A 24782-nucleotide genomic window follows, 5' to 3' on the forward strand; every position below is an offset into this window, starting at 1 on the left:
GCGGCGCCCCGGCCGTGACGGAAGGAGAAGCCCTTCCGCCACGGTGTGCGGGCTTTGCGCGTTACCGCGAACCGTCCTTGCGCGCGCCGAGGTAGAAGCCGGGGTGCGGCGGCTGGTTGTAGGCGGTGTTCTGCCACGCGATCGAGAGCCGGTAGGTCGGGTCCTGCATCAGCGTGACCATGCGGTGCGTGGTGGGATAGGGCGTGGAATAGATCCGCAACTCGCGATTGTCGGCGCTGCGCCAGACCACTTCCTCGCGCCAGTCGCCCAGAATGTCGGCGGAAAGGGCGGGTGTCGCCTTGGTCGAGTTGTTGGAGGCAAGGCCGGTGGGTGAGAGCAGCGGCACCGATACGCCGTCCTGCCAGTCCCACTTGTAGATGGTCGTGCCGTCGAGCAGTTCGCGCAGCAGGTCGCCGTCCCACCAGATCGCGAAGTTGGTCTGCTTGGGATGCGGGCCGATGGGCTTGCCCGCCGTGTCGAACAGGTCGGGTGAGTTGGAACCCCAGAACTCGGCACCCCAGTGTCGCGGGTCGATATCGGCGGCGAGGCCGCGCCCGGTGTCGGTCTCGGCGGGTTTCGACCACAGCACTTCGCCGGTGCGCGCGTCGAGCAGGCCCGATCCGATGTGGCCGTTGCTGCGCACTTCCTCGAAGACGCCGAATTTTTCGAGGCCGGGGCGGGCGGGGTCGAGGTCGCTCACATGCATGGCATCGCCGTGGAACAGCGGGTCGGTCCACAGGCCCTTGCCGTTGTCGTCGATGGCCATCGATCCGTAGATCACCTCGTCGCGTCCGTCGTTGTCGACATCGGCCACGGCGAGCTGGTGGTTGCCGCGATTGCCATAGTCCTGATTGCCAGGTGTCGCACTGTCGAACAGCCAGCGCTCGGTCAGCTTGCCGCCGCGCCAGTCCCATGCCGCCAGCGCCGTGCGGGCATAGTACCCACGCCCGAACACCATGCTGGGCAGATGGCCGTCGAGATAGGCGACGCCCGCCAGGAACCGGTCCGAGCGGTTGGCGTATCCATCCCCCCAACTGGCGGCGAGTTGCTCGGGCGTGGGATTGCCGCCGGGATAGCGCGGCGGATCGTAAGGGGCGGTGGCCAGCGCCTTGCCGGTCAGCCCCTCGAACACGGTGAGATATTCGGGGCCGCGCACGATCCGTCCCTTCATCTGGGCAACCATGGTGCCATCCGCCAGCACCTTGGCGCCGGTGCGGTCGCGCTGGGCAACCTCGCCATCATGGCTGCGCCAGTCGGCCTTGGCATCGCCGATCGCCTTGCCGGTGCCGTCTATTGTGCCGTCCGCCGTCTTCATCGCCACTTCGGCGCGCCCGTCGCCGTCGAAATCGTAGACGAGGAACTGGGTATAGTGGGCGCCTGCGCGGATGTTGGGACCAAGGTCGATCCGCCAGAGCCGCGTTCCGTCGAGGCGGTAGGCATCGAGGAAGACATCGCCGGTATAGCCGCTCTGGCTGTTGTCGTGGCTATTGGTCGGGTCCCACTTCAGGATGATCTCATAGCGTCCGTCGCCGTCGAGATCGCCCACGCTGGCATCGTTGGCGGTGTAGGAATAGGCTTGTCCATCGGGCGTGGTGCCGGACGGCGGCGGGGTGAGCGGGATCGAAAGATAGCCGTTAGGGAACGCGATGGCCGGGGTAGGCTTGGTGCGCTCTCCCAGCCTCTGTACCGCGTAGCTGTCTTTTCCCTGACCTTGCGGATCATGCCAGGCGCTGGCTTCCAGCGGCGTGGTGGTGTGGACGAGCTTGCCGTTCCGAAAGATCTGGAAGCGGGCATTCTCGGGGTCCTGCTTCAGGAGGCGCCAGTCCACCAGCATGCCGCCGCCCTGCGCGGGAACGGCTACCGCGCCCCGGTCGAGATGCTCCGGTCCCACCCGTTGGGACTTGGTCTGCGCATATGCCGTTACGGGAATGGCTGTCAGCGCGGTCGAAACGAGCAGCGAAACTGCCGGAAATGAGCGGATTCTTGCGTTCATGGCTTTGCTCTCTCCCTACTAATTCTATTTTGGTCCAAAATATAAAATTGCATCCCACATAAAGGGAGAATAAGTCTGGGTCCAGAAACTGATTCGAGCAACGGACCAAAAGCGTCCGATGGCGGTTCGAACAGAAAAAGAGGGGGAGAGGATATGCTCAAGCATGTCACTGAAAGTGCGTCCAAAATCCGCACGAAATCCAAGTCGCGTTCCATGGCGGTGGGCGCTTCCGGATTGGCGATCACGATCGCGATGACGGTATCCTCACCGCTCTATGCTCAGACAAGTTCCGGATCAGAGAGTAATCCACCACAGGAAATCGGGGGGCGCGACAAGAGACCGGCCGAGGAACTTGATCGCCGGACAGCAGAGCAGATCATCGGGACGGCGAGCGACATCGTCGTCGTCGGCACCCGTGCCTCGTTGCAGTCGGCTATCAATCGCAAGAAGAATGCAAATACCGTCGTCGATTCGATTGTCGCCGATGATATCGCCAGCTTTCCCGACAAGAATATCGGCGATTCACTTGCGCGCATTACTGGCGTTCAGCTCAGCCGCGACTTTGGCGAGGGAACGCAGGTTTCGATCCGTGGCGTCGAGCCTGACCTCAACCGTGTCGAGATCAACGGCGTCAGCCAGGTCAGCGCCACTGGCGAACGCGCGGGCGATTTTCGCGAATTCGCGACCGAACTGGTCAAGTCGATCGACGTCTACAAGGGCTATTCGGTAAACCTGACCGAAGGCGGTATCGGCGGTACGGTCAGCATCGAGACGCGCAAGCCGCTGGATCTCAAGGGGCCGCTGGCAACCGGCGTGATTTCCGGGCAGCACCTCGACACGACCGAGAACTGGAAGCCGCGCGTCACCTTCGTGGCCGGCACGCCCAAGCTGTTCATCGATGGCCTCGGTGCCATGGTCAACATGACCTACAGCGACGTCAGCACGCGTCAGGACTACATCTCGAACACCAATTGGTCGCGTCTGGCAGACTTCGATCATTCCGATCAGAAGACGGTCGCCGATCCCAAGTACGCAAATTACAATACTTATGCGAGCTGCGCCGGTGTTGGTGGCGCGACTACGGCGGCGGCGACAGCCAATCGTCTGGCTTGCGAAACCCAGTTCTTCGACTGGGCACCCACGGTCCCGCGCTATCGTAACCTGGTGCGGGAAGACAAGCGCCTCTCCAGCGATTTCGTGCTGCAATATCAGGCCGCCCCGAATTTCAAGGCCTATGTCGAGGCGCAGATCAACACGCGCACGCAGAACCTGCAGGACACCAACTATTCGGTGGATCTGACGCGGTTCCAGCGGTTCAATCTTGATCCGCAACTTGCAGCGGGTGCCAATGGCGGAACGTCTCGTCCGCAGGTTCAGCTGGGAACTTCGACGGTCAACGAAAATCACGTCGTGACGAGCCTCACAACGGCCCTCAATGCAGTGAATATCGGTACGGCCGCAGCGCCCAACTATAACGGCGCGGCAAATATCGTCGGCGTGCAGCGTCGCGATTTCAGTTATGACCAGAACTCGAAATACTATTCGGGCGGCTTTACCTGGGAACTGAGCCGATTGAAGTTCGACGGCATGGCATCGTATGCCAAGGCGCACACGGACAGCGAAACCAATCTGATCGCGGTCGGAACGAGCGTTGCCGGGATCGGCATTGATCGTAATAACGCGCTGGGAATTCCGGTTTTCAACTTCCCTTCGAATTTCGATCCGGCAGACCCGAATGTGTACGGGGATCTGACGCGAACGGGGGCGAATGGCCAGGTCCTGCCGATCTATGGGCCGACCCTGCAATATCGCCCGGCCGAGTACAACAACACCGAAATGCAGTTCAAGCTCGATGGCGACTGGGAAATCGACCACCCCATCGTCAACAAGATCGAGTTCGGTATCCAGGGACGTGAGCAGAAGTTTCTGAACTATGCCGGTGGCGGTTCGCGTCTGATCGACCCCACCACGCTGACTTATCAGTCGACTGCGAACGTTTCCTATACGACCGTTATTCAGGATACGCCGGCAGCGCAAAACGGTAACACGTTCTATCTGACACCGGCCCAATACCAGAGCCTGATTACGCAGCTTGGCGGCGTGACCGGAGGCGCTCCGCTGTACTCCGGCTTGCAGAATGCGCCTTCCGGTATTCCGGGGCGGCTAGCCTATCTGAATTTCGACCCCGATGTGCTCTCGCAGTATTATGATCTGTCCGGCTTCGATCATGATCTGGTCAAGGAGGCCAACGGCCTGCCGCAGATTCCGCAGGCCAAGATCACCGAAAAGATTTATGCGGGCTATATCATGGCCGACATCGACATGCCGGTGTTCGGAATGCGCCTGACGGGCAACGCCGGTATCCGCTGGACCCATACCGAGGATACTGGGCTGGGCACGAACATCAGCCGTGTCACGCGCCTCAATGCCAGCGGCGGCACGGAAACGGTCGTGCTGGCAGCGCAGGAAGCCTCGATCAAGAATTCGTACACGGACTGGCTGCCGGCCTTCAACGCCAATCTCGCGATCACGCCGACGCTGTCGTTGCGGGCCAACTATGCCAAGAACCTGGCACGGCCCCGGCCGACCGATCTGGTGCCCAATATCAACTGCCTTGACGACACGACGATTGCGGCGGCTGATGACGTCTGCACCGCAGGTAACCCGGACCTGAAGCCCTATCGTGCGGACCAGTGGGAACTGAACCTTGCCTGGTATCCCAACCCGGACACGATGATCAGCCTGGGATATTACAAGAAGTACGAAAGTACCTTTGTCATTCCGAACGTGCTGCGCAGCGGGGTGGATTTGTTCCACGACGGCATCACCTATACCGTTCGCCAGCCGATCAACGGCTATGGATCGCTGCTCGACGGTGTCGAAGTCAGCGCGCAGACGGTCTTCTCGTTCCTGCCTAAGCCGTTCGATGGCTTCGGTATTACCGGCAACATGACGTATGCCCGCGCGATCCGCACCAACCTGACCAACAGTGCGACGAACGAACCGCTGAAGGAATATCCGGGTCTTTCGACGTACACGTACAATGCGAGCATTTTCTACGACAAGGGCATCCTCAACGCCCGTCTGAACTACAACTATCGCTCGAAGTGGCTGGTGACGGTGCTCGATGCCAACAACGGCAACAATCCGATCTACCGCAAGGGCGAGGGCTATCTTGACGGCAAGATCACGCTGCGCTTCCCCGAGCAGCATTTCAGCGTGTTCTTCGAGATGCAGAACATCCTCAAGGAATATTCCAAGACCTATATCAACAAGGACATGCCGGTAGAACTCTACTATCCCGGCCAGCGCATGTTTATCGGCGTTCAGGCCAAGCTCTGAGCCTATGCCCGGCGCGGTTCCGTCTTGCGGAATCGCGCCGGGATTTCCTGCTTTCTCGCGATCGGTACTTGACGGACGCGGCCAGAATTGCCCATCGCCCGCGCATGACCGAAGAAAGCCAGACCGCACCGCGCACCCTTGCGCTGTTCAACAGCCTGACCCGCCAGATCGAGCCGTTCCGGCCGGTCCATGCCGGGGAAGCGCGGGTCTACAGCTGTGGTCCGACGGTCTACAACTATCCCCACATTGGCAACATGCGCGCCTATGTCTTTGCGGACATTCTCGGGCGCACGCTCAGCCACAAGGGCTACAGGCTAACCCACGTCATCAACATCACCGATGTCGGCCATCTGACCGACGATGCCGATGCCGGTGAGGACAAGATGGAGAAGATGGCCAAGGCACAGAGCCAGTCCATCTGGGATATCGCCGCGCATTACACGCAGGCCTACTGGGCCGACATTGCCGCGCTCAATATCCGTCAGCCGGCCAAATGGTCGATCGCGACCGACTATGTGCCGCAGATGATCGCCTTTGCGGAAAAGATCGCGCCTGCGCACTGCTACGAACTGGAGAGCGGCCTCTATTTCGACGTCGCCAGCGTCGCGGATTACGGGCGACTGGCCCGTGCCGTCACCGACGAGGGGGAAGGGCGGATCGAGGCGGTCGAGGGCAAGCGCAATGCGGCCGACTTCGCGATCTGGCGCAAGACCCCGGCGGGCGAGACGCGTCAGATGGAATGGGATTCGCCGTGGGGCAAGGGCGCGCCCGGCTGGCATCTCGAATGCTCGGTGATGAGCGGCGACCTGTTGGGATTCCCGTTCGACATCCACACCGGCGGTATCGACCACCGCGAGATCCATCACCCCAACGAGATCGCCCAGAATCAGGCATTCTGCTGCGCGGGAAGCCTCGACAGCGCCGCAAATTCCGGCGCGAACATGTGGCTGCACAACAATTTTCTCGTTGAGCGTTCGGGCAAGATGAGCAAGTCTTCGGGCGAGTTCCTGCGTCTGCAACTGCTGATCGACCGCGGCTATCATCCGCTGGCCTATCGTCTGATGTGCCTGCAGGCGCATTATCGTAGCGAACTGGAGTTTTCGTGGGAAGGGCTGGGCGCGGCGCTGACGCGGCTCAAGCGCATGATCCTGGCGGCAGAGCGATTGAAGGATGTGGCTCCAGGCGATGCCCGTCATCCCAAGCTGACGCCGATGCTCAATGCCTTCGAGGCCGCGATCGGGGACGATCTCAACACGGCGGTCGCTCTGACGGCGCTGGAAGACGTCCTGTTCGCCAAGAAGGTCGATCTTTCGGCCAAGCGTGCGGCTGTCGCAGTGATGGATGATGTTCTGGGGCTGGGGCTGCTCTCGGTGGAGCGCCGTGATCTGCGATTGCGTCCTCGCCATGCAACGGTTGCCGAGGCTGAGATCGAGGGTGTCCTCGAACAGCGTAGACTGGCTCGTGCGGAAAAGGATTTTGCAGCTTCCGATGCCCTGCGTGAGCAATTGGTCGCAGCAGGTGTCGAGGTGATGGATGGCGACCCACTCGGCTGGGAGTGGGTGCCTGAATGATCTGGCGGGAAAGCGCAGCGTAGCGCTTTCCCTTATCTTTCCTGGATGAGCAGAAATTCCATTTCCACTGTCATTCGCGGCTCCGGCACTGTGTCATGATGGACTGCGGTGACGGTCGCGTCAGCAACGATCTGTCCGGAGATGGAAAATTCGTGATCTTCAAGCTGCTCGATAAAATCCTCGCCAGCCAGAATCGCCGCAATCTGTTCAAATCTCAGGACGATGAGATGTCTGGCCCCGCAAAAGAGGCTGGATGTCCAGGCGCGTTCTGCATGGCTGACAAATTGGGCCTGATCGCCGGAAAGGTTGAGAACCTGCGATACCAGGCGCAGCCATGGGCCGCGCTCTATCGCACGGGGTGATTGCACGGGTGAAAGCGGTGCGGGAGGTGACAGGACAGGGGCGCATTCAGATCGCATCGGTCTGCTCCGGGTAGCTGGTCATGAAGGATTGGACTCGCAGGCACATGGCCTCGCGCGGCACGCGCCCATTGCGCAGATCGCCGACGAGCCTCGGGTCGTTGGCCGCAAGGCGTCCGAACTTCGTCCAGGGCATGTCGGTGCGGCGCAGGAAGCGTTCGATGTCTCGCAAAAGCATGGCGATCCTTTGCTGGCGGGCGTTGCTTTGTTCGCTAAATGTTCCTTCTGAAATCCAACTTGTCTAGGAAAAATCCTACGCGTAGGGTATTACATTATGGATATCGACAAGGCCCGGTCCCGGTTGTTGGAGTTGGCGTCTGAGCAAGGCGTGAGTTTGTCTGCGCTTTCACAAATGCTTGGACGAAACGCCAGCTATCTCCAGCAGTTCGTGCGAAAGGGTTCGCCGCGCAAGTTGGAGGAACATGACCGCGGTCGGCTCGCGAGGTTCTTCGGCGTTGATGAAGCTGAACTGCGTTCGTCGAAGGATAAATCCTCTGTTCGAGCTGTAAGTTCTGCAACCTGGGTCGATATGCCAAGGTTGGCTGTGGGGGCTTCGGCAGGTGCCGGGGCGTTGGTGGACGAAGAGGCTGCGGTCGGCATCCTGCGTTTTTCCGGCAGGTGGCTGCGCGAGATGGGGCTTCGGAGCGATCGCCTGTCGGTCATCGTGGTCGACGGTGATTCGATGGAGCCGACCCTTCGCAATGGCGATGAATTGCTCGTCGATACCTCTCCGGGGCGCCCAGGCGATGGGATATGGGTGGTGCGGCTGGGCGATACTGTGCTGGTGAAGCGGCTGGAGATCGTTCGTCCCGGTGTCATTACCCTTCTCAGCGACAACCAGGCCTATCGCCCCGTAGAATGTCTTGCGGGGGATGTTGCGATAATCGGCAGGGTTGTCTGGAAGGGTGGCCGTTTGTAGTTTTGCCCTGCTCCGGCTTGGCGATTGCAATCGCGCGTGGCTCGGGTCATGGCTTGGGGCATGAGCAAGAATGAAGCGCCTATGCGTGTCGCCCTTATTCCGGTTACGCCGCTCCAGCAGAATTGTTCGCTCGTATGGTGTACCCGTACGATGCGAGCCGCGCTGATCGATCCGGGTGGCGATCTCGACAAGCTGAAGCAGGCGCTGACGAAGGCGGGCGTGACGTTGGAGAAGATCCTTGTCACCCATGGGCATGTTGATCATTGCGGCATGGCGGGCGTGCTGGCCAAGGAACTGGGCGTGCCGATCGAAGGGCCGCACGAAGAGGACATGTTCTGGATCGCCCAGCTCGGCGAAGCGGGGCAACGCTGGAATATCGAGGGGCACGTCTTCGCGCCGGATCGCTGGCTGGAGAACGGAGACAAGGTGACGGTCGGTGAGCTGGAACTCGACGTCTACCACTGTCCGGGGCACACGCCGGGCCACGTGGTGTTCCACCATGCCCCCAGCCGCTTTGCGATCGTCGGCGACGTCCTGTTCAAGGGCTCGATCGGGCGGACGGACTTCCCGCGCGGCAATTTCGACGATCTGGTCGAATCGATCACCGGTCGGCTCTGGCCGCTGGGGAATGACGTGACTTTTGTGCCCGGCCACGGCCCTGTCAGCACGTTCGGGGATGAGCGTCGGACCAATCCCTATGTCGGAGATGCAGCGCTGGATCGTTAGGCGCCAGCGCTGCAGTATTTGTGACCGTCTTTAAAGAACGCCGACTGCGATCAGCACCGCAGCGATGGCGAGGCCTGCGAGGCTCAGCAGGGTCAGGAACATGCCGCCGGCGCGCAGCGGATTGGGCGCAGGGCGGTCCATGCCGAAGGCGTGAAGCACGCGCGCGATCATGAAGATCGCGCCGACAGGAGCCAGCCATACGCCGCCCTTGCCGCTGAGGTCGATCAGTGCGCACAGGATCAACGCGAAAGGCGCATTTTCGACGAAGTTGGCCTGCGCGCGCATCCGCTGGGCTAGGCGCGCGTCACCGCCATCTCCGCTCAATGCCTTGAGGGCAAAGCGCATCTGGATGGTGCGGGCAATCAGCCACAGGTTGATGACGGCGGCGGCCGCCGCGAGGCAAAGGGTTGTCTGCAGGATCATATGCGTGCAGATAGCGCCGCGTGATAAGAGTTGCCAGCGTGCTCATGCAGGCGTGCAGTTCTCGTCTTTCCGGTTTCGTGCTGTCATCGAGATGCCACGAGCGCTTGCAACTTGGCAGAAATCGGTTATAGGCGCGCCTTCGCAAGCCGCCGTGTTCCTTGAACGGTCTACGGCGGCGTTTTTGACACTAACGAATTCCAGGAACAGGTGCCGAAATGGCTGTCCCTAAAAGAAAAACGACCCCGTCCCGCCGGGGCATGCGCCGTAGCCACGATGCGCTGACGGTTGCAGCATTCCATGAATGCCCGAACTGCGGTGAACTCAAGCGTCCGCACAACCTGTGCGATGCCTGCGGTCACTACAACGGTCGCGAAATCGTCGCGGTCGAAGTCTAAGAGCGCAAGCGCAGTCGGAGATTGCCCATGAGTCTGCCGCGTATCGCTGTTGATGCGATGGGCGGCGACGAGGGTGTGCGCGTCATGGTCGAAGGCGCGGCGCTCGCCCGTCGACGCCATGACAAGTTCAAGTTCCTGCTGGTCGGGGATGAAGTGCGGATCAAGGCCGCGCTTGAGAACCACCCGAATCTCAGGGCATCCTCCGAAATCCTCCATACCGATGGAGTGATCTCCGGAGAGGATAAACCCAGCCAGGCGTTGCGCCGGGCCAAGGGAACCTCGATGGGGCGTGCGATCGAAGCGGTGAAGGCGGGTGACGCCGGAGCTGCTGTCAGTGCCGGTAATACCGGTGCGCTGATGGCGATCGCCAAGCTGACTCTTCGCACGATGCCAGGCATCGATCGACCGGCCTTGGCGGCTTTGCTGCCGACGCTGGGCGACAATGACGTCATAATGCTCGATCTCGGTGCCAATACCGAGTGCGACAGCCGCAATCTCGTGCAGTTCGCCGTGATGGGTGCCGCGTATGCGCGCATCGCCACGGGGCGCGAGGTGCCGCGCGTGCGGTTGCTCAATATCGGCACGGAAGAGATCAAGGGCACCGACCTGCTGCGTGATGCAGCGGCCACGCTCAAGCGGGCGGCCGGTGATCTCTCGATCAGCTTCGACGGCTTTACCGAGGCGGACAAGATCTGTCGCGGCAACGTCGACGTCGTGGTGACGGATGGCTTTTCGGGCAATATCGCCCTGAAGGCGGTCGAAGGCACCGCGCGTTTCGTCGCAGACCTGCTGCGGCGGGGCTTTTCCAGTTCGCTGCGCTCGAAGATCGGGTTTCTGATCTCGCGGCCTGCCACCGAACTGCTCAAGCACCATCTCGATCCCAACAATCACAACGGCGCAGTCTTCCTGGGCCTGAACGGCATTGTCGTGAAAAGCCATGGCGGCGCCAGCGCTGCCGGTGTCGCGAATGCCGTGGCGGTGACCGCGAAGCTTCTGGAGGAAAACGTGACCGAGCGCATTTCGGCGGACCTGGCCCGCGTCGGGGAAGATTCCCTGCGTCGCAGTCCTCTGGCCGAAGAGCGCGCGTGATGCGTCGTTCCGTACTGCTGGGCACCGGCTCTGCGCTCCCGCGCACGGTCGTCACCAATGCCGATCTTGCCGAGCGTGTCGATACCAGTGACGAGTGGATCGTCGAGCGTACCGGGATTCGCCAGCGCTACATCGCTGAGGCGGATGAAACCACATCGTCGCTTGCCACGGCAGCGGCGCGTGCAGCTCTAGATGCCGCTGGAATCGCAGCAGAAACCATCGATCTGATCGTGCTGGCGACAGCCACGCCCGACCAGACCTTCCCGGCGACGGCAACCCGCGTACAGGCCGATCTCGGTTGTCGTGGCGGCATGGCATTCGATGTCGCCGCCGTATGCTCGGGCTTCCTCTATGCGCTGGGTACGGCGGATTCGATGCTGCGCTCCGGCATGGCCAAGCGCGCGCTGGTGATCGGGGCAGAAACGTTCAGTCGTATCCTCGACTGGGAAGATCGCGCGACTTGCGTGCTCTTCGGCGACGGCGCCGGTGCGATCGTGCTCGAAGCACAGGAACAGCCGGAAGACGAGGCTTCGCCGCGCGGTATCCTTGCCACGCGACTGCATGCCGATGGTGAGCACAACTCGCTGCTCTACGTCGATGGCGGTCCTTCGACGACCGGGACGGTCGGCAAGCTGCGCATGAAGGGGCGCGAGGTATTTCGCCACGCAGTCGTGAACCTGGCCGAGGTTCTTCAGGAAGTACTTGAAGAGACCGGCCTGACCAGCGACGACATCGACTGGCTGGTGCCGCATCAGGCGAATGCTCGCATTCTCGATGCCACCGCGCGCAAGCTGAACATGCCGGTCGAAAAGGTCGTCGTAACCGTTTCCGAACATGCGAATACGTCGGCGGCGTCGGTGCCGCTGGCGCTGGACCGGGCAGTTCGCGACGGGCGAATCGTCCCCGGAAACCTCGTCATGCTCGAAGCCATGGGCGGCGGCTTCACCTGGGGCGCCAGCTTGATCCGTATCTGATCGGGACAATCGCGCCCAAAAGTGCTTCCCGCACGCCCGGTATTTCCACCAGCGTTGATTTCGTTGCAAGAATTCTTATGATCAGCAGCGGGGGTCAGCGCAGCAGAGGGGATACAGGGCGATGCGCGCGACGGAAACTTTGACGAGAGCCGAAATAGCCGAAGCCATTCACCGGAAACTGGGTCTGTCCCGCGCAGAGTCGCTGACCATGGTGGAGTCCATTCTCCAGCATATGTCGGAAGCTCTGGCCGAGGGCGAGAACGTCAAGATTTCCGGGTTCGGGACTTTCCTCCTGCGCGACAAGGGCGAGCGGGTGGGGCGCAATCCCAAGACCGGGGTCGAGGTTCCGATCACGCCGCGGCGTGTGATGACCTTCCGGGCGAGCCAGATGCTGAAGGACCGGATTGTCGGTTCCTGACGTTGCGGCGTGCTTCATGGCAATCGGCCGATGAGGAGGGTGGACTGAGGTCCGCCTTGTAAAGCATTGGAAGATTTGCAGTTTAACGACGAAAAAGAGCCTGGCGCGCTGCGCACGATCGGGGAGGTCGCGCAGGCGCTGGGGCTGAAGCCGCATGTCCTGCGCTATTGGGAAGAGCAGTTTCCCAGCCTGCAGCCGGTCAAGCGCAGCGGCGGGCGGCGCTATTATCGCCCTGAAGACATGGTGCTTATCCTGCGGATCAGCGACCTCGTACACCGCAAGGGCTACACCTTGCGCGGCGCGAGGATCGAGATCGAAAGCGGGGCTGAGACGGGTCTAGAGGGGGGTAAGGCGAGTCTGGAAGGGGGCGAGACGCCTGAAGGCCTGTCTACACCGTCAGCGCGCGATGACGTTCGCCCTCGACTGGCGGCGATCCATGCGCGCCTGAAGCAGGCCCTCGAAGACGATCTTTCCGCCTGACGCCGCAGCCTGATTCGCGAATCGATTCGCGGAGGCTATCGCTCGCGAATCAGAACTCGGCCTGCGGTCCGAGGGCGGGGTCGAGATCGCGCGGGCGGATCAGATGGGTCAGCCGTCCGCAATTGTCGTCGATATCGGACCATGTTTCGATATCGAGTTCGATCACCGCGAAGGCGGCGGTCGGGAATTTCTCCTCGACCACATCGCGCAAGGGGCTGGAGCCGTCGTCGGGCACCAGATCGAAGATCAGGTCTTCGAGGCCGGGATTGTGCCCGATCATGAGTGCCGAGGCGGCGTGATCGTCCTGCTCGCGCAGCACTTCCATCAGCGTTGGGGAGCTGGCGAGGTAGATGCGCCGGTCCCACTTCACCGGCGGGGTGAAGCCCGCAGCCTCGGCGGCGATGTCGATGGTTTGCGTGACGCGTACCGCCGGGCTCGCGAGCACGCGGTTCCACTTGATGCCGGTGTCGAGCCCGTGCTGGCGGATATGCCGCCCCATGACTTCCGCGCCGATCCGCCCGCGCTTGTTCAGCGGGCGGTCGAAATCGCGCAGGCGCGCATCGTGCCAGTCCGATTTCGCGTGGCGGAACAGGCCGAGGGTTTTCATGAAGCGCGCGCGTCCTTGCTGGCTGGCCATCGCGGCCTAGAAAAAACGGTCCTGGATCGAGGGGGGCGTAGCGGCATCCGCCACCTCGCCCGTTCCCGCATTCGCATCCGGTCCCGCCGCTGAAGCACGACCGCCGATGCGCTGTAAAGCCTGATCGAGCGTGACGCGGTGAACCGGGGTGCCTTCGGGAAAGGCCGAGAGCAGGCGCGAGGGGAACGCGGAGGACAGCACCACGAAGCGGCCCTTGTCGCCTTTCGAGCGGATCAGACGCCCGAAAGCCTGCGCCAGACGCGCGCGGATCAGGCTGTCCTCGTAAGCCGAACCGCCGCCGGGCTGGTCCTGCGCGGCCAGCTTGCGCGCGCGGTGCAGGATCGTCGGGCGCGACCACGGCACCTGCTCCATCACCACCAGCCGCAGCGATTCGCCCGGCACGTCCACCCCGTCGCGCAGCGCATCGGTGCCGAGCAGCGAGGCGGCGGGATCGTCGCGGAAGATGTCGACCAGCGTGCCGGTGTCGATCGGATCGACATGCTGGGCATAGAGCGGCAGGCCGCCGCGTGCGAGCCGATCCGCGACGCGGGCATAGACCGCGCGCAGGCGCCGGATCGCGGTGAACAGGCCGAGCACGCCGCCGCCCGATGCCTCGATCAGCTTGCCATAGGCGCCCGCGAGCGCGGCAATGTCGCCGCGCGGCACGTCCGTCACGATCAGCACTTCGGCCTGCGCTGCATAGTCGAACGGGCTGGGATGCTCGCCGAAGCGCGGGGCGAGATCGATATGCGGTGCGCCGGAACGCGCGACCGCGCGGGTCCAGTCCTCGCCATCCTTGAGCGTGGCCGAGGTCATCAGCACGCCGTGTGCGGGTTCGAGCACGACCTGTGCGAAAGGCTTCATCGGGTCGAGCCAGTGGCGGTGCAGGCCGACATCGTATTCGCGCGCTTCGGAGCGGGAGAGCGCCAGCCAGTCCACATAATCAGGATCGGCAACCCCGCCGAGGCGCGCGAGCAGCGCTTCCCAGGCCGAAATCAGATCGACACGCCAGCCGAGCGAAAAGCGCGCGCCTTCGATCCGCGCGCGGCCCTGTCCGTCGAGCCAGTCCGGCCCGTCTTCCAGCAGCGCTTCGAGGCGTGAGGACAGGCGCATCAGCGGCGCGCGCAGTTCGGCGAGCGCAAGACCGGCCTCGGCGGCGCGCTCGATCAGATCGCCGTCGAGCCCTGCCGCTTCGGTTTCGAGGCCATAGCCCGCTTCCTGTCCGCCGCTTTCGTCGCGCGCGTAGACGGTGGCGCGCACGGCGGCGAGCAACTGTTCCAGCGGGCCGGACGGTTCCCCCTCGACGATGCGCTGCATGAAGCCGTCGGCAGGCAGCGCCTCGGCGGCAGAGACGGCGGCAGCGATGGCCTTGCCGCCCGCCTCGTCATAGCTCGCCACGTCGGCAAGACGGGCGGAAAGGCCGCGACGGCGCCCGCGCGCGTTCTTTTCCGGGCCAATCACCCAGCGGCGCAGTTCGATGGCCTCGGCCCCGGTCAGTTCGGCGGCGAAGGTCGAATCGGCGGCATCGAAGACATGGTGGCCTTCGTCGAACACCACGCGGGTCGGGCGCGCGGCGGCATCGCGTCCGCGTGCGGCGTTGACCATGACGAGCGCGTGGTTGGCGATGACGAGATCGGCCTGCGCGCTTTCACGCGTCGCGCGCTCGATGAAGCATTTGCGGTAATGCGGACACCCGGCATAGACGCATTCGCCGCGCCGGTCGGTGAGGGCGGTGATGCCGCGCTGGCGGAACAGCGTTCCCAGCCAGCCGGGCAGATCGCCGCCGATCATGTCGCCATCGCGGCTATAGGCCGCCCAGCGCGCGACCAGCTGCGCCAGGATCGCGGCGCGGCCTGCAAAGCCGCCTTGCAGCGCGTCCTCCAGATTGAGCAGGCAAAGGTAGTTCTCGCGCCCCTTGCGCACGACGACCGGGCGCGATCCATCGGGGCGACGCTCGGGCCAGGCGCGGCGGCTCTCGCTCTGCAACTGGCGTTGCAGCGCCTTGGTGAAAGTCGAGACCCAGACCGTGCCGCCCGACAGCGCGCTCCATAGCGAGGCGGGCGCGAGATAGCCCAGCGTCTTGCCGACGCCGGTGCCCGCCTGCGCCAGCATCATGCGCGGCAACCCGCGCTGGGTGCGGGGGGCGAAAGCCTCGGCAGCCTCGCGCGCATAGGCCTGCTGGCCAGGGCGCTGTTCGGCGCCGCTGCCGGTCAATCGGGTGAGGTGTTGCGTGACCTCTTCGGGATCGAGCGTGACCTGCCGGGGCTGGGGCACGTCCTGCGCCTCTTCCCATTCAGGCAGCTTGGCGAAGAGCCAGCGCTCGGCGCGTTGCGGACGGGCGATGCGGCCCGTCAGTACCGAGGCCCAGGGCCAGCGCAGGCGCACCAGCGATTGCAGCGCGGTCCAGGCGCCTTCGCGCTCAGGCCACTCAGGCGTGTCGGGCGGGCTCTCGCACGTGGCGATCAGTTTCGCGGCGGCCTGCTGGAGCAGCGCGGGGACTTCGGCATCGTTGGCGGGCGGCGTCAGGTCGAGCGCGGTGGCAAGGCCGTGCGCGGTCGGCACCACGAAGCGCGCCGGGTGAACGAAGGCGTAAAGCTCCAGCAGGTCCAGCCCGGTCAGGTCGGGATAGCCGAGGCGCGTTGCCAGCAGCGGCGCGTTGAGCATCAGGTGCGGGGTGTCCGCCACGGCCGAAACCGCCTGCCCCTTCGAGACGCTGCGCGCGATCCCGCGCCGGTCGCACAGCCACGATCCGGCGTGGCTGGCATGAAGGGCAGGCACGAGCAGGGGTCCATATGACCCTAATAGGGAGGCCATGCGCGGCTGAAAACCGGCACGCACGGCACGGCTGCGGAAAAGCTCTTGCGCTTTTCGCTTTAAGATATATCTTAGAACCATCATGAGAGATCAAGGAACGCATATGCGTAATACATTTTTTGGTGGCCGCGGGGAAGATCGCGGCTTTGACGAGGCAGGCTTCGGCGGCGATTTCGGTCGAGGGCGTCGCTGTGGCCGTCATGGGCGCCGGGGCGGTCGCGGTTCGAGCGAGGACTTTGGTGTGGACGGCGACGATCTGCGCGGCGCGATGCGGGCGCGGATGATGGCGGTTATGGCTGGCGGTCGGGACTTCGGCGGGCGCGGTTTCGAGGCGATGGGGCGTGAGTTCCTGCGCCGCGCGTCCGTTCGTGGCTTCGGCGGCGGTTTCGGCGGCATGGGCGGCGGCTTTGGCGGCGGCGGTTTTCCGGGCGGCTTCGGTGGTTTCGGCGATGACGGTCGCGATGGTCGGGGCGGTGGTCGCGGTGCCGGTCGTGGTGGGCGCCGTCGGCGTCTGTTCGATCAGGCCGAACTGCAATCGCTGCTGCTCTCGCTGATCGCGCAGGGGCCGCGCCACGGCTATGAACTGATCCGCGAGATCGAGGCGCTTTCCGGCGGCGAATACGCGCCTTCGCCGGGCGTGGTCTATCCCGCGCTCACCTATATGGAAGAGTCCGGGTTGATCGCACAGGTGCAGGGTGAGGGCGCGCGCAAGGCGTTCGACGTCACCGACGAAGGCCGCGCGCAGGTGATGACCGACGAGAAGAAGGCCGCTGAACTGCGCGCCCGGCTTGAAAGCATGGCGAGCGTGCGCGCGCAGGTCGATCCCGCGCCGGTGCGCCGCGCCATCCACGGCCTGCGCAGCGCGGTGATCGAGCGCCTCTCCAAGGGCGAGCCCGACCGCGAGACCATCCTCCAGATCGCCGAGGCGATCGACGAGGTGACGCGCCGGATCGAACGTCTCGACGTCTGATCCGAAAACGCGGCAACCGGAGACGAGCGGGTCTCCGGTTGCCTATCGTTTTCCGGCACCACCTTCACACTTGCCTAAAGCGCCCCTTATCCGGCAATAGCGCGCGCATGAGCCAGATTGACGCCCTTTCCGCCGCAACCGATGACGCAACTCTTTGCGAGGCCGCCCGTGTCTCGAAGGCATGGCCGTTCCAGGAAGCGCAGAAACTGCTCAAACGCTATCCTCAGGGCAAGACCGGGCCGGACGGAACGCCCGCCCCGGTGCTGTTCGAGACCGGCTATGGTCCTTCGGGCCTGCCGCATATCGGCACCTTCCAGGAAGTGTTGCGCACCACGCTGGTCCGCCGCGCCTACGAGGCGCTGACGGGCGGCGCGCCCACGCGCCTCGTCGCCTTCTCGGACGACATGGACGGCCTTCGAAAGGTGCCGGACAATATCCCGAACGCCGAGGTTCTCGCCGCCAATCTTGGCAAGCCGCTCAGCCGCATTCCCGATCCGTTCGGGACTCACGAGAGCTTTGCCCATCACAACAACGCGATGCTGCGCGAATTCCTCGACCGCTTCGGCTTCGACTACGAGTTCGTCTCGGCGAGCGACCGCTACAACTCGGGTGAGTTCGACGCCGCGCTGACCCGCGTGCTCGAATGCAACCAGGGCATCCTCGACATCATGCTGCCGACGCTGCGCGAGGAGCGCCGCCGCACCTATTCGCCGATCCTGCCGGTCTCGCCGAGCACGGGCGTCGTGCTGCAGGTGCCGGTCGAAGTGCTCGACCCGGCCACGGGCATGGTGCGTTTCACCGACGAGGACGGCACTGTCGTCGAGCAGTCGGTGTTCGGCGGCAAGGCCAAGCTGCAGTGGAAGGTCGACTGGGCGATGCGCTGGTATGCGCTGGGCGTCGATTACGAGATGTGCGGCAAGGACCTGACCGATTCGGTCACGCAGTCGGGCAAGATCGTGCAGGTGCTGGGCGGTCGCAAGCCGGAGGGGCTGATCTACGAGCTGTTCCTCGACGAGAACGGCGAGAAGATCTCCAAGTCCAAGGGCAATGGCCTGACCATCGACCAGTGGCTGACCTACGGCACCGAGGAAAGCCTCGGCTTCTACCTGTTCCGCGAGCCCAAGAGCGCCAAGCAGCTGCATGTCGGCGTGATCCCCAAGGCGGTGGACGAGTACTGGCAGTTCCGTGGCAATCTGGCCGGGCAGGCGCTCGACAAGCAGCTGGGCAACCCGGTGTGGCACTTGCTGCGCGCTAACGGCGGTGCGGAAGGCGGCAGTGTCGTCGGAGCGGGCGATACCGTGCCGGTGACCTTCGCGCTGCTGCTGAACCTTGTGGGCGTCCTCGGTGCCGAAGCGACGGCGGAGCAGGTGTGGTCGTACCTCGGCAACTATGTGGCCGATGCCAAGCCCGAGGCGCATCCGGCGCTCGGCGAAATGGTCCGCGCCGCGCTCGCCACCAACCGCGATTACATCGCGCCGACGCTCCAGCGCCGCGCGCCGAGCGAGAGCGAAGCCGCCGCGTTGCGCACGCTCGATGCGAAGCTGGAAGAGGCAGGTGCGGATGCAACTGCCGAAGACCTCCAGAACATCGTTTACGAGATCGGCAAGGACGAGGCCTATGGCTTCGAGACCCTGCGCGACTGGTTCAAGGCGCTTTACGAGACGCTGCTCGGCTCCTCGCAGGGGCCGCGCATGGGCAGCTTCATTGCGCTGTACGGTGTGCCGGAAACGCGCAAGCTGATCGCCGAAGCGCTGGCAGCCTGAGTTCGATCGCATCATGAGCCCCGAAGCCCTGCGCCGTCCCACGGCCGAGCAGCTCTGCGAGGATCTGCTCGGGCGTCGGCTGGATCAGGTCGACCCGGAAGAGCAGCGCGTGCTGCGCCGGATCGCGGCGGGGACGGTGATGGGGCCGGACGCGGACGAGGAAGCCTCGATCCACGCCAGCTTCGCCGACCGTCTGGCCGATCGCGTCGCGGCGGTGGGCGGCAGTTGGGGCTTCATCATCACCTTCGGCGTGGTGCTGCTGGGCTGGATGGCGATCAACAGCCGCATCCTCGAAGACTTCGGGCTGCATCCCTTCGATGCCTATCCCTATATCTTCCTCAACCTGATGCTCTCGATGCTGGCCGCGATCCAGGCGCCGGTGATCATGATGAGCCAGAACCGCCAGTCCGCCCGCGACCGCATTACCGCGCGGCACGACTACGAGGTGAACCTGCGCACCCAGCTCGAAATCCTGCGCCTCCATCGCCGCCTCGACGCGATGGCGCGCCATATGGGCGTGCCGGACGAGGCGGATTAGGCGGGCTCAGGAGGGGGATTCCCTGCTGATCCGGACGACGCTCTGATCGTAAAGGAAGGCCTGGCCGTCCTCCATGCCATGTTCCCTGTCACAGGAGGCATGGCATGGGGGATGGGCTAGAGCGGATTTCGATCCGGCTGCGCCGAATCATCCGCTCTAAGTTTTTGATTAGTCGCATTTTCCGAGTCATCAGGTGATTCCACCTGATTAGAAAATGCTCTAAAGCCCGCGCGGCGCCTTGGTATTACGAGTGGGGCAAGGACGTTATCTGCGCATCAGGCGTTGCGATCACCGGCTCCGCTGGATGCGGGGAATGCGCCTTTCCGGCGAAAGGCTTTTCACGATTCAGCAGCTTTGTCAGCGCTTTGCGTGCGGGCGCATCAAAGAAACGCTGGGCCAGCCATGCAAAGGCTACTGTGACGCACACGATAATCACCGCAGATCCCAGTGATGGCGTGAGTTTCAGATGCTTGAAAACAACGCCCAGCGCCACCACGAGTGGGAAGTGTATCGCGTAAAGCGGATAGGACACTTCGCCCAGGAATTTGCAAGTGGAGATGGCCCATTTGGGAGGGTTTATCGATGCCCCGATATAGACGATTGCAGGAAAAATCGCGAATATGGCGATCCCGTCAAATATTTTCTGCGATACTATACTCGGGTTTATCATCAAGGCGGCGATCAGAACGGCCATCAAGGCGAGGGAAAGCATTCCTTGCTTTGATGAAGACCTGTTCCGCAGCACCCTCCAGATCAGCTGTCCTGCGCAAAAACCGAAGATAACGCGTCCCGCGCCGCCGAAAAAACTGGACCAGTGAGAACCGGCATTCAGGGAAGGCATATTTGCCGACGAAAGGCCCAGGATCAAGGCGCCTGCGAGGCAGGCTATCAATAGAGTATGGTTTTTGAATTTGAATATAAATGAAACGAATGCAATGTTGATCAGCGCTTCGAAAAATAATGACCACATCGGTCCATTCACGGGGAATAGTGAGGTGTCATTTATGGGAATGGGTATGAGGGTGGCGCTGCTGACGTAAAAAACAAGTATGGCGGCTATATGATTCCCATCACCGCTCAGGGTTTTGAATATTTCCTTCAGAAAACCCAGCGAGGCGCCGAAAAGCACCATGGGATATAACCTGACAAATCTCGTTTTGATGAATTCCTTGCCGAAATGGCCGGACAGCAACCTGTCCTGATAAGACTGCGCGATCACAAATCCGCTAAGGATAAAGAAGAAATCGACAGCCAGAAAGCCTGACGGCAGCGCAATTCCGGTAAGAAACGTCGAATGCGTCAGGACCACAAGAATGGCTGCTGCGCCCCGCATGGCATCGAAGGTATAGTTTCTTCCCTGAATCACGCTGGCCCCCCGGTGGTGAAAACAGTAGCTTTCAACGTCAATGACCGATTACGTTGAATAGTTACGTATTTTCCCGAGAGTAGCAGAAACTTTTCAGGACATGCAATAATTCCGATGTCTTGGTGGTCGGAAATGAATGAGTGATCTCGTGCTGCTGTTGAGGCCGGATGCGCGTTTCACAACACCCAGGCGCGTGCCCGGAACCACTTCGTCAGGATATATTTCGTGCCTTGTTCCACCGCGAGGGCGGCGTGGCGGGTCGCGGGATTCGGAGTGCCGTCGGGGCGGGCGTTGTTCCACACCAGCAGCGTGCCGGTGCGCGGGCGAACGCGCAGGCCGAGCGCGGGAAATGCGTTTCGCCGCCGCCGTTTACATCGTTGAGATAGACCATCGCGGTCCAGCTGCGCTGGCCGCCGCAGCGCCGCTCGTGCTGCCAGTAAGGCGCGGCGGTGTCGAACCAGTCGCAGTGGGTGTGATAGTATTCGCCCGGCGCATAGCGCTGGCCTTGCAGGTTCTCCCCGCACCTTGCATCGATGCCGGTGAGGTCGGTCAGGCGCTGCTCCAGCATGCGCACGTCGTGGTCGGCAGGCGGGATGTCGGCAGAGCAACTGGTGCGATAGCCTGCCCAGCCATCCTCCTGCGCCAGCAACGAAGGCGCAGCGGCGGTGTCGATCAGCGCGATCAGGCGGGCGCAGGCATGCGGCTCGACATAGGCTTCGGCGTGCCACAGTTCGACATCGGGGGAATCGAGGCGGGCGAGGGTGCTCTGCCGCGCCAGACGTTCCCGCACGCAGCAGCCGATGCGCCCCAGCGCGCGGGTGTCGGGATGCTCGCGATGGCCCATGCCGTCTCCTCCCGGACAATATCCCGAGGAAGAGCATCCTGCGTGGCGAGGATCGAACGCGCAAGCGGGAATGCGAAAAGGCCCCCCGCCGCAGGGGCGAGAGGCCTTTCGATGTTTTGGCGTGATCCGCCGCGTTAATCGAAGAAGTCGTAAATCACGTCTACCACGTCGCCGGTGTAGACGTTCACCAGCAGCACGTCGTCATAGTAGCGGACCCAGCGATAGGGCTCGTAGGCGGGCGGCAGGCGGTAGTACCACGGATCGTTGATCCAGTAGCGCTCGCCATAGAACAGTGCGCCGAGCGAGAAGCCGATGCCGACGCGGCGATACGAATATCCGCGATAGGGCGCATAGTAGCCGCCGGGCGATAGATCGACCCGTGGCTGCTGCGATAGCTGCGCCAGTCGTAGCGGTTGTCGCGGCGCCAGTCGTTGCGGTTCCAGGCGCCGTTCCCGCCGGGGCGTCCGTTGTTCCAGCTACCGCCGGGGCGACCATCGTTGCCGGGGCGACCGTTGTTCCAGCTGCCGCCTGGGCGACCGTCGTTGCCGGGGCGTCCGTTGTTCCAGCTGCCACCGGGACGATCATCATTGCCGGGCCGACCGTTGTTCCAGCTGCCGCCGGGACGACCATCGTTGCCGGGACGTCCGTTGTCGTCGCCGCGACCGGGGCGATTGTCATCGCCGCCGGGACGGCCGTTGTTGCCCGCATTCCAGGCACCGGGGCGCGGTGTATCGGGCCGGGCGTTGCCGCCGTCCGGGCGATTGTTGCCCCCGGCGTTCCACGCACCGCGATTGCCGTTATCGCGGCCCCCGTTATCACGGTTCGCGTTGTCGAGGCGCTCGCCGCGGTTCCATTGCGCATTGCCGCCACGATTCATCTGGGGGGCGTTCATCTGCGGACGAGCCTGCATCTGACCCTGCATCTGGCCCTGCATCTGCGGGCGGGCCTGCTGCTGCGGCGCAGCCTGCGGGCGCGGGGCCTGCTGGCGTTGCTGACCGCCACCATTGTTGCCACCGCGATTGCCGCCGCCGTTGCCGCGCTCACCATGTTCGCGGTGGCCGTCCTGCGCCAGTGCCGCACCCGGAATGGCCGTCGCGGCCATCGTCAGCGCAAGGGCGCCAAGCGCACCTGCCTGCAACCATCGGCCTGCCGTGTTCGTATACCTGTCCGCCATCGGTCTTCTCCAGTGTCGGCGAGATTCTCTGCCTGCCGACATCCTTTCGTGTCGCTACAATTACAGAGTGTGCGCTGTCGGTTTCGTGAATGGTGCAAGGAGCGATCGTTCAGAAATATCTCGCTCCCAATACAACCTTCCCGAAACCGCCCACGAAAAAGGCCGCCCGGTTCGCAAGGAGCCGGGCGGCCTTTTCTGTATCGGTTCTAGCCTCGAAACCTTAGCGCGTCAGCTTCTTGTAGCTGAGCGCGGTCGGGCGGTCGGCGGCATCGCCGAGGCGGCGGCGCTTGTCTTCCTCGTAAGATTCGAAGTTGCCTTCGAACCATTCGACGTGGCTGTTGCCCTCGAAGGCGAGGATGTGCGTGGCGAGACGGTCAAGGAAGAAGCGGTCGTGGCTGATGACCACGGCGCAGCCCGCGAAGTTCTCGATCGCCTCTTCCAGCGCGCCCAGCGTTTCCACGTCGAGGTCGTTGGTCGGTTCGTCGAGCAGGAGGACGTTGCCACCCTCCTTGAGCATCTTGGCCATGTGGACGCGGTTGCGTTCACCGCCCGACAGCTTGCCGACGTTCTTCTGCTGGTCGGCGCCCTTGAAGTTGAACGCGCCGACATAGGCACGCGTCGACATGTCGTGGCCGTTGACCTTCATGTAGTCGAGGCCGTCAGAGACTTCCTCCCAGACGTTCTTCTTGGGGTCGAGGTGATCGCGGCTCTGGTCCACGAAGCCCAGATGCACGGTCGAACCGATGTCGATCGTACCGCTGTCGGGCTGTTCCTTGCCGGTGAGCATTTTGAACAGCGTGGACTTGCCCGCGCCGTTGGGGCCGATGACGCCGACGATGCCGCCCGGCGGCAGGATGAACGAGAGGTCCTCGAACAGCAGCTTGTCGCCGAACGCCTTCGAGATGTTCTTCACCTCGATGACCTTGCCGCCGAGGCGCTCGGGCACCTGGATGACGATCTGCGCCTTGCCGGGCTTGCGTCCGGCCTGGGCTTCCTGAAGCTGCTCGAACTTGCGGATACGCGCCTTCGACTTGGTCTGGCGGGCGGCAGGCGTCTGGCGCATCCACTCCAGCTCGTCCTTGAGCGCCTTGGCGCGGCCGGATTCCTCGCGGTCTTCCTGCTCCATGCGCTTGGCCTTCTTCTCCAGATAGGTGGAGTAGTTGCCTTCGTAGGGGAAGTACTTCCCGCGATCGAGTTCGAGGATCCAGTCCACCACGTGGTCGAGGAAGTAGCGATCGTGGGTGATCATCAGCACCGCACCCGCGTATTCCTTGAGGTGGTGCTCCAGCCATTCGACGGATTCGGCGTCGAGGTGGTTGGTCGGTTCGTCGAGCAGCAGGATCGAGGGCTTCTGGATCAGCAGGCGGGTAAGGGCGACGCGGCGCTTTTCACCGCCTGACAGCTTGTCGACGGGCCAGTCGCCCGGCGGGCAGCGCAGGGCTTCCATGGCGATTTCGAGCTGGTTGTCGAGCGTCCAGCCGTCGACCGCGTCGATCTTGCCCTGAAGCTCGCCCATTTCCTCCATCAGCGCGTCGAAATCGACGTCTTCCGGCGGATCGCCCATGATGTTGGAGATCTCGTTGAAGCGCTCGACCAGATCGGCGGTCTCGCGCGCGCCGTCCTTGACGTTCTCCAGAACGGTCTTGGTCGGGTCGAGCTCGGGCTCCTGCTCAAGGTAGCCCACGGTGATGTTCTCACCCGGCCAGGCTTCACCGGTGAAGTCGGTGTCGATGCCAGCCATGATCTTGATGAGGGTGGACTTACCGGCGCCGTTCGGGCCGACGATGCCGATCTTGGCACCCTGATAGAACTGCAGGTTGATGTTGCTCAGCACCGGCTTCTGGGCACCGGGGAAGGTCTTGGTCATGTCCTTCATGACGAAGGCGTATTGCGCGGCCATCGGATTCCTCTGGAAATAGGATCTGGA

Annotated in this window: 22 protein-coding genes; 13 read left to right on the forward strand and 9 right to left on the reverse strand. The window is 63.2% G+C overall.

Features of this window, described 5'->3' with window-relative positions; all coding sequences use genetic code 11:
* Window positions 1–61: 61 nt before the first annotated feature.
* Window positions 62–1834, reverse strand: coding sequence for a rhamnogalacturonan lyase (locus CI805_RS08940; protein ID WP_260927901.1), 1773 nt, complete (start codon window positions 1832–1834; stop codon window positions 62–64).
* Window positions 1835–2146: 312 nt separating this feature from the next.
* On the opposite strand from CI805_RS08940, the gene CI805_RS08945 reads away from it, so the two are divergent.
* The 3 genes from CI805_RS08945 to CI805_RS08955 all read left to right on the forward strand — a co-directional run bounded on the left by CI805_RS08945 (window position 2147) and on the right by CI805_RS08955 (window position 7268).
* Complete coding sequence (locus tag CI805_RS08945; protein ID WP_260922149.1) at window positions 2147–5335, forward strand: TonB-dependent receptor; 3189 nt, start codon at window positions 2147–2149, stop codon at window positions 5333–5335.
* 104 nt (window positions 5336–5439) lie between these two features.
* Window positions 5440–6906 (forward strand): cysteine--tRNA ligase, encoded by a 1467-nt coding sequence (gene cysS / locus CI805_RS08950; RefSeq protein ID WP_260922160.1) that lies wholly within the window; start codon window positions 5440–5442, stop codon window positions 6904–6906.
* Between the two features lie 95 nt (window positions 6907–7001).
* Window positions 7002–7268: a hypothetical protein gene (locus CI805_RS08955; protein WP_260922165.1), complete on the forward strand. Its 267-nt coding sequence runs from the start codon at window positions 7002–7004 to the stop codon at window positions 7266–7268.
* Between the two features lie 46 nt (window positions 7269–7314).
* Here the strand turns inward: CI805_RS08955 and CI805_RS08960 are convergent, their stop codons facing one another.
* Window positions 7315–7503 carry a hypothetical protein gene (locus tag CI805_RS08960; RefSeq protein ID WP_260922177.1) on the reverse strand — a complete coding sequence of 63 codons (189 nt, stop codon included), beginning with the start codon at window positions 7501–7503 and terminating at the stop codon, window positions 7315–7317.
* 96 nt (window positions 7504–7599) lie between these two features.
* Between CI805_RS08960 and CI805_RS08965 the strand changes: the two genes are divergently transcribed.
* Window positions 7600–8244, forward strand: coding sequence for a helix-turn-helix transcriptional regulator (locus CI805_RS08965; RefSeq protein WP_260922180.1), 645 nt, complete (start codon window positions 7600–7602; stop codon window positions 8242–8244).
* Window positions 8245–8304: 60 nt separating this feature from the next.
* Complete coding sequence (locus CI805_RS08970) at window positions 8305–8970, forward strand: MBL fold metallo-hydrolase (RefSeq protein WP_313958483.1); 666 nt, start codon at window positions 8305–8307, stop codon at window positions 8968–8970.
* 30 nt (window positions 8971–9000) lie between these two features.
* On the opposite strand, the gene CI805_RS08975 is transcribed toward CI805_RS08970, so the two are convergent.
* Window positions 9001–9393, reverse strand: coding sequence for an MAPEG family protein (locus tag CI805_RS08975; RefSeq protein ID WP_260922190.1), 393 nt, complete (start codon window positions 9391–9393; stop codon window positions 9001–9003).
* 215 nt (window positions 9394–9608) lie between these two features.
* Here CI805_RS08975 and rpmF point away from each other — a divergent pair, with 215 nt between their 5' ends.
* The 5 genes from rpmF to CI805_RS09000 all read left to right on the forward strand — a co-directional run bounded on the left by rpmF (window position 9609) and on the right by CI805_RS09000 (window position 12749).
* A complete protein-coding gene (gene rpmF, locus CI805_RS08980; protein ID WP_260922200.1) occupies window positions 9609–9788 on the forward strand; it encodes a 50S ribosomal protein L32 in 180 nt (59 codons plus the stop codon).
* Window positions 9789–9815: 27 nt separating this feature from the next.
* Window positions 9816–10877 carry a phosphate acyltransferase PlsX gene (gene plsX, locus CI805_RS08985; protein ID WP_260922202.1) on the forward strand — a complete coding sequence of 354 codons (1062 nt, stop codon included), beginning with the start codon at window positions 9816–9818 and terminating at the stop codon, window positions 10875–10877.
* A complete protein-coding gene (locus tag CI805_RS08990; RefSeq protein WP_260922205.1) occupies window positions 10877–11851 on the forward strand; it encodes a beta-ketoacyl-ACP synthase III in 975 nt (324 codons plus the stop codon). Before plsX ends, CI805_RS08990 begins: the two co-directional genes overlap by 1 nt.
* Before the next feature lie 121 nt (window positions 11852–11972).
* The gene (locus tag CI805_RS08995; protein ID WP_260922207.1) at window positions 11973–12269 is read left to right on the forward strand and encodes an integration host factor subunit alpha; all 297 of its coding nucleotides are present in this window, start codon (window positions 11973–11975) and stop codon (window positions 12267–12269) included.
* 75 nt (window positions 12270–12344) lie between these two features.
* Entirely contained in the window at window positions 12345–12749 is a 405-nt protein-coding gene (locus tag CI805_RS09000) for a MerR family transcriptional regulator (RefSeq protein ID WP_260922209.1), read from the forward strand.
* 49 nt (window positions 12750–12798) lie between these two features.
* Here the strand turns inward: CI805_RS09000 and CI805_RS09005 are convergent, their stop codons facing one another.
* Together CI805_RS09005 and CI805_RS09010 are read right to left on the reverse strand one after the other, a co-directional pair.
* On the reverse strand, window positions 12799–13356 hold the full coding sequence (locus CI805_RS09005) for a SixA phosphatase family protein (RefSeq protein ID WP_260922233.1): 558 nt from the start codon (window positions 13354–13356) through the stop codon (window positions 12799–12801).
* 36 nt (window positions 13357–13392) lie between these two features.
* The gene (locus CI805_RS09010; RefSeq protein WP_260922235.1) at window positions 13393–16200 is read right to left on the reverse strand and encodes an ATP-dependent DNA helicase; all 2808 of its coding nucleotides are present in this window, start codon (window positions 16198–16200) and stop codon (window positions 13393–13395) included.
* A gap of 103 nt (window positions 16201–16303) precedes the next feature.
* Between CI805_RS09010 and CI805_RS09015 the strand changes: the two genes are divergently transcribed.
* From CI805_RS09015 to CI805_RS09025, 3 genes are all read left to right on the forward strand, one after another.
* Window positions 16304–17170: a PadR family transcriptional regulator gene (locus CI805_RS09015; RefSeq protein WP_260922237.1), complete on the forward strand. Its 867-nt coding sequence runs from the start codon at window positions 16304–16306 to the stop codon at window positions 17168–17170.
* A gap of 107 nt (window positions 17171–17277) precedes the next feature.
* Window positions 17278–18933 (forward strand): lysine--tRNA ligase, encoded by a 1656-nt coding sequence (locus CI805_RS09020; RefSeq protein WP_260922238.1) that lies wholly within the window; start codon window positions 17278–17280, stop codon window positions 18931–18933.
* A gap of 13 nt (window positions 18934–18946) precedes the next feature.
* Window positions 18947–19471, forward strand: coding sequence for a DUF1003 domain-containing protein (locus CI805_RS09025; RefSeq protein ID WP_260922241.1), 525 nt, complete (start codon window positions 18947–18949; stop codon window positions 19469–19471).
* A gap of 244 nt (window positions 19472–19715) precedes the next feature.
* Here the strand turns inward: CI805_RS09025 and CI805_RS09030 are convergent, their stop codons facing one another.
* From CI805_RS09030 to ettA, 4 genes are all read right to left on the reverse strand, one after another.
* On the reverse strand, window positions 19716–20837 hold the full coding sequence (locus CI805_RS09030) for an acyltransferase family protein (RefSeq protein ID WP_260922244.1): 1122 nt from the start codon (window positions 20835–20837) through the stop codon (window positions 19716–19718).
* A gap of 211 nt (window positions 20838–21048) precedes the next feature.
* Window positions 21049–21681, reverse strand: a complete 633-nt coding sequence (locus tag CI805_RS09035; protein WP_260922247.1) for a 2OG-Fe(II) oxygenase — start codon at window positions 21679–21681, stop codon at window positions 21049–21051.
* 134 nt (window positions 21682–21815) lie between these two features.
* Window positions 21816–22157 carry an RcnB family protein gene (locus CI805_RS20880; RefSeq protein ID WP_313958547.1) on the reverse strand — a complete coding sequence of 114 codons (342 nt, stop codon included), beginning with the start codon at window positions 22155–22157 and terminating at the stop codon, window positions 21816–21818.
* A 918-nt stretch (window positions 22158–23075) separates the two neighbouring features.
* A complete protein-coding gene (gene ettA, locus CI805_RS09045) occupies window positions 23076–24755 on the reverse strand; it encodes an energy-dependent translational throttle protein EttA (RefSeq protein WP_260922250.1) in 1680 nt (559 codons plus the stop codon).
* Window positions 24756–24782 lie beyond the last annotated feature (27 nt).

Source organism: Novosphingobium sp. 9 (genome assembly GCF_025340265.1).
Lineage (GTDB): Bacteria > Pseudomonadota > Alphaproteobacteria > Sphingomonadales > Sphingomonadaceae > Novosphingobium.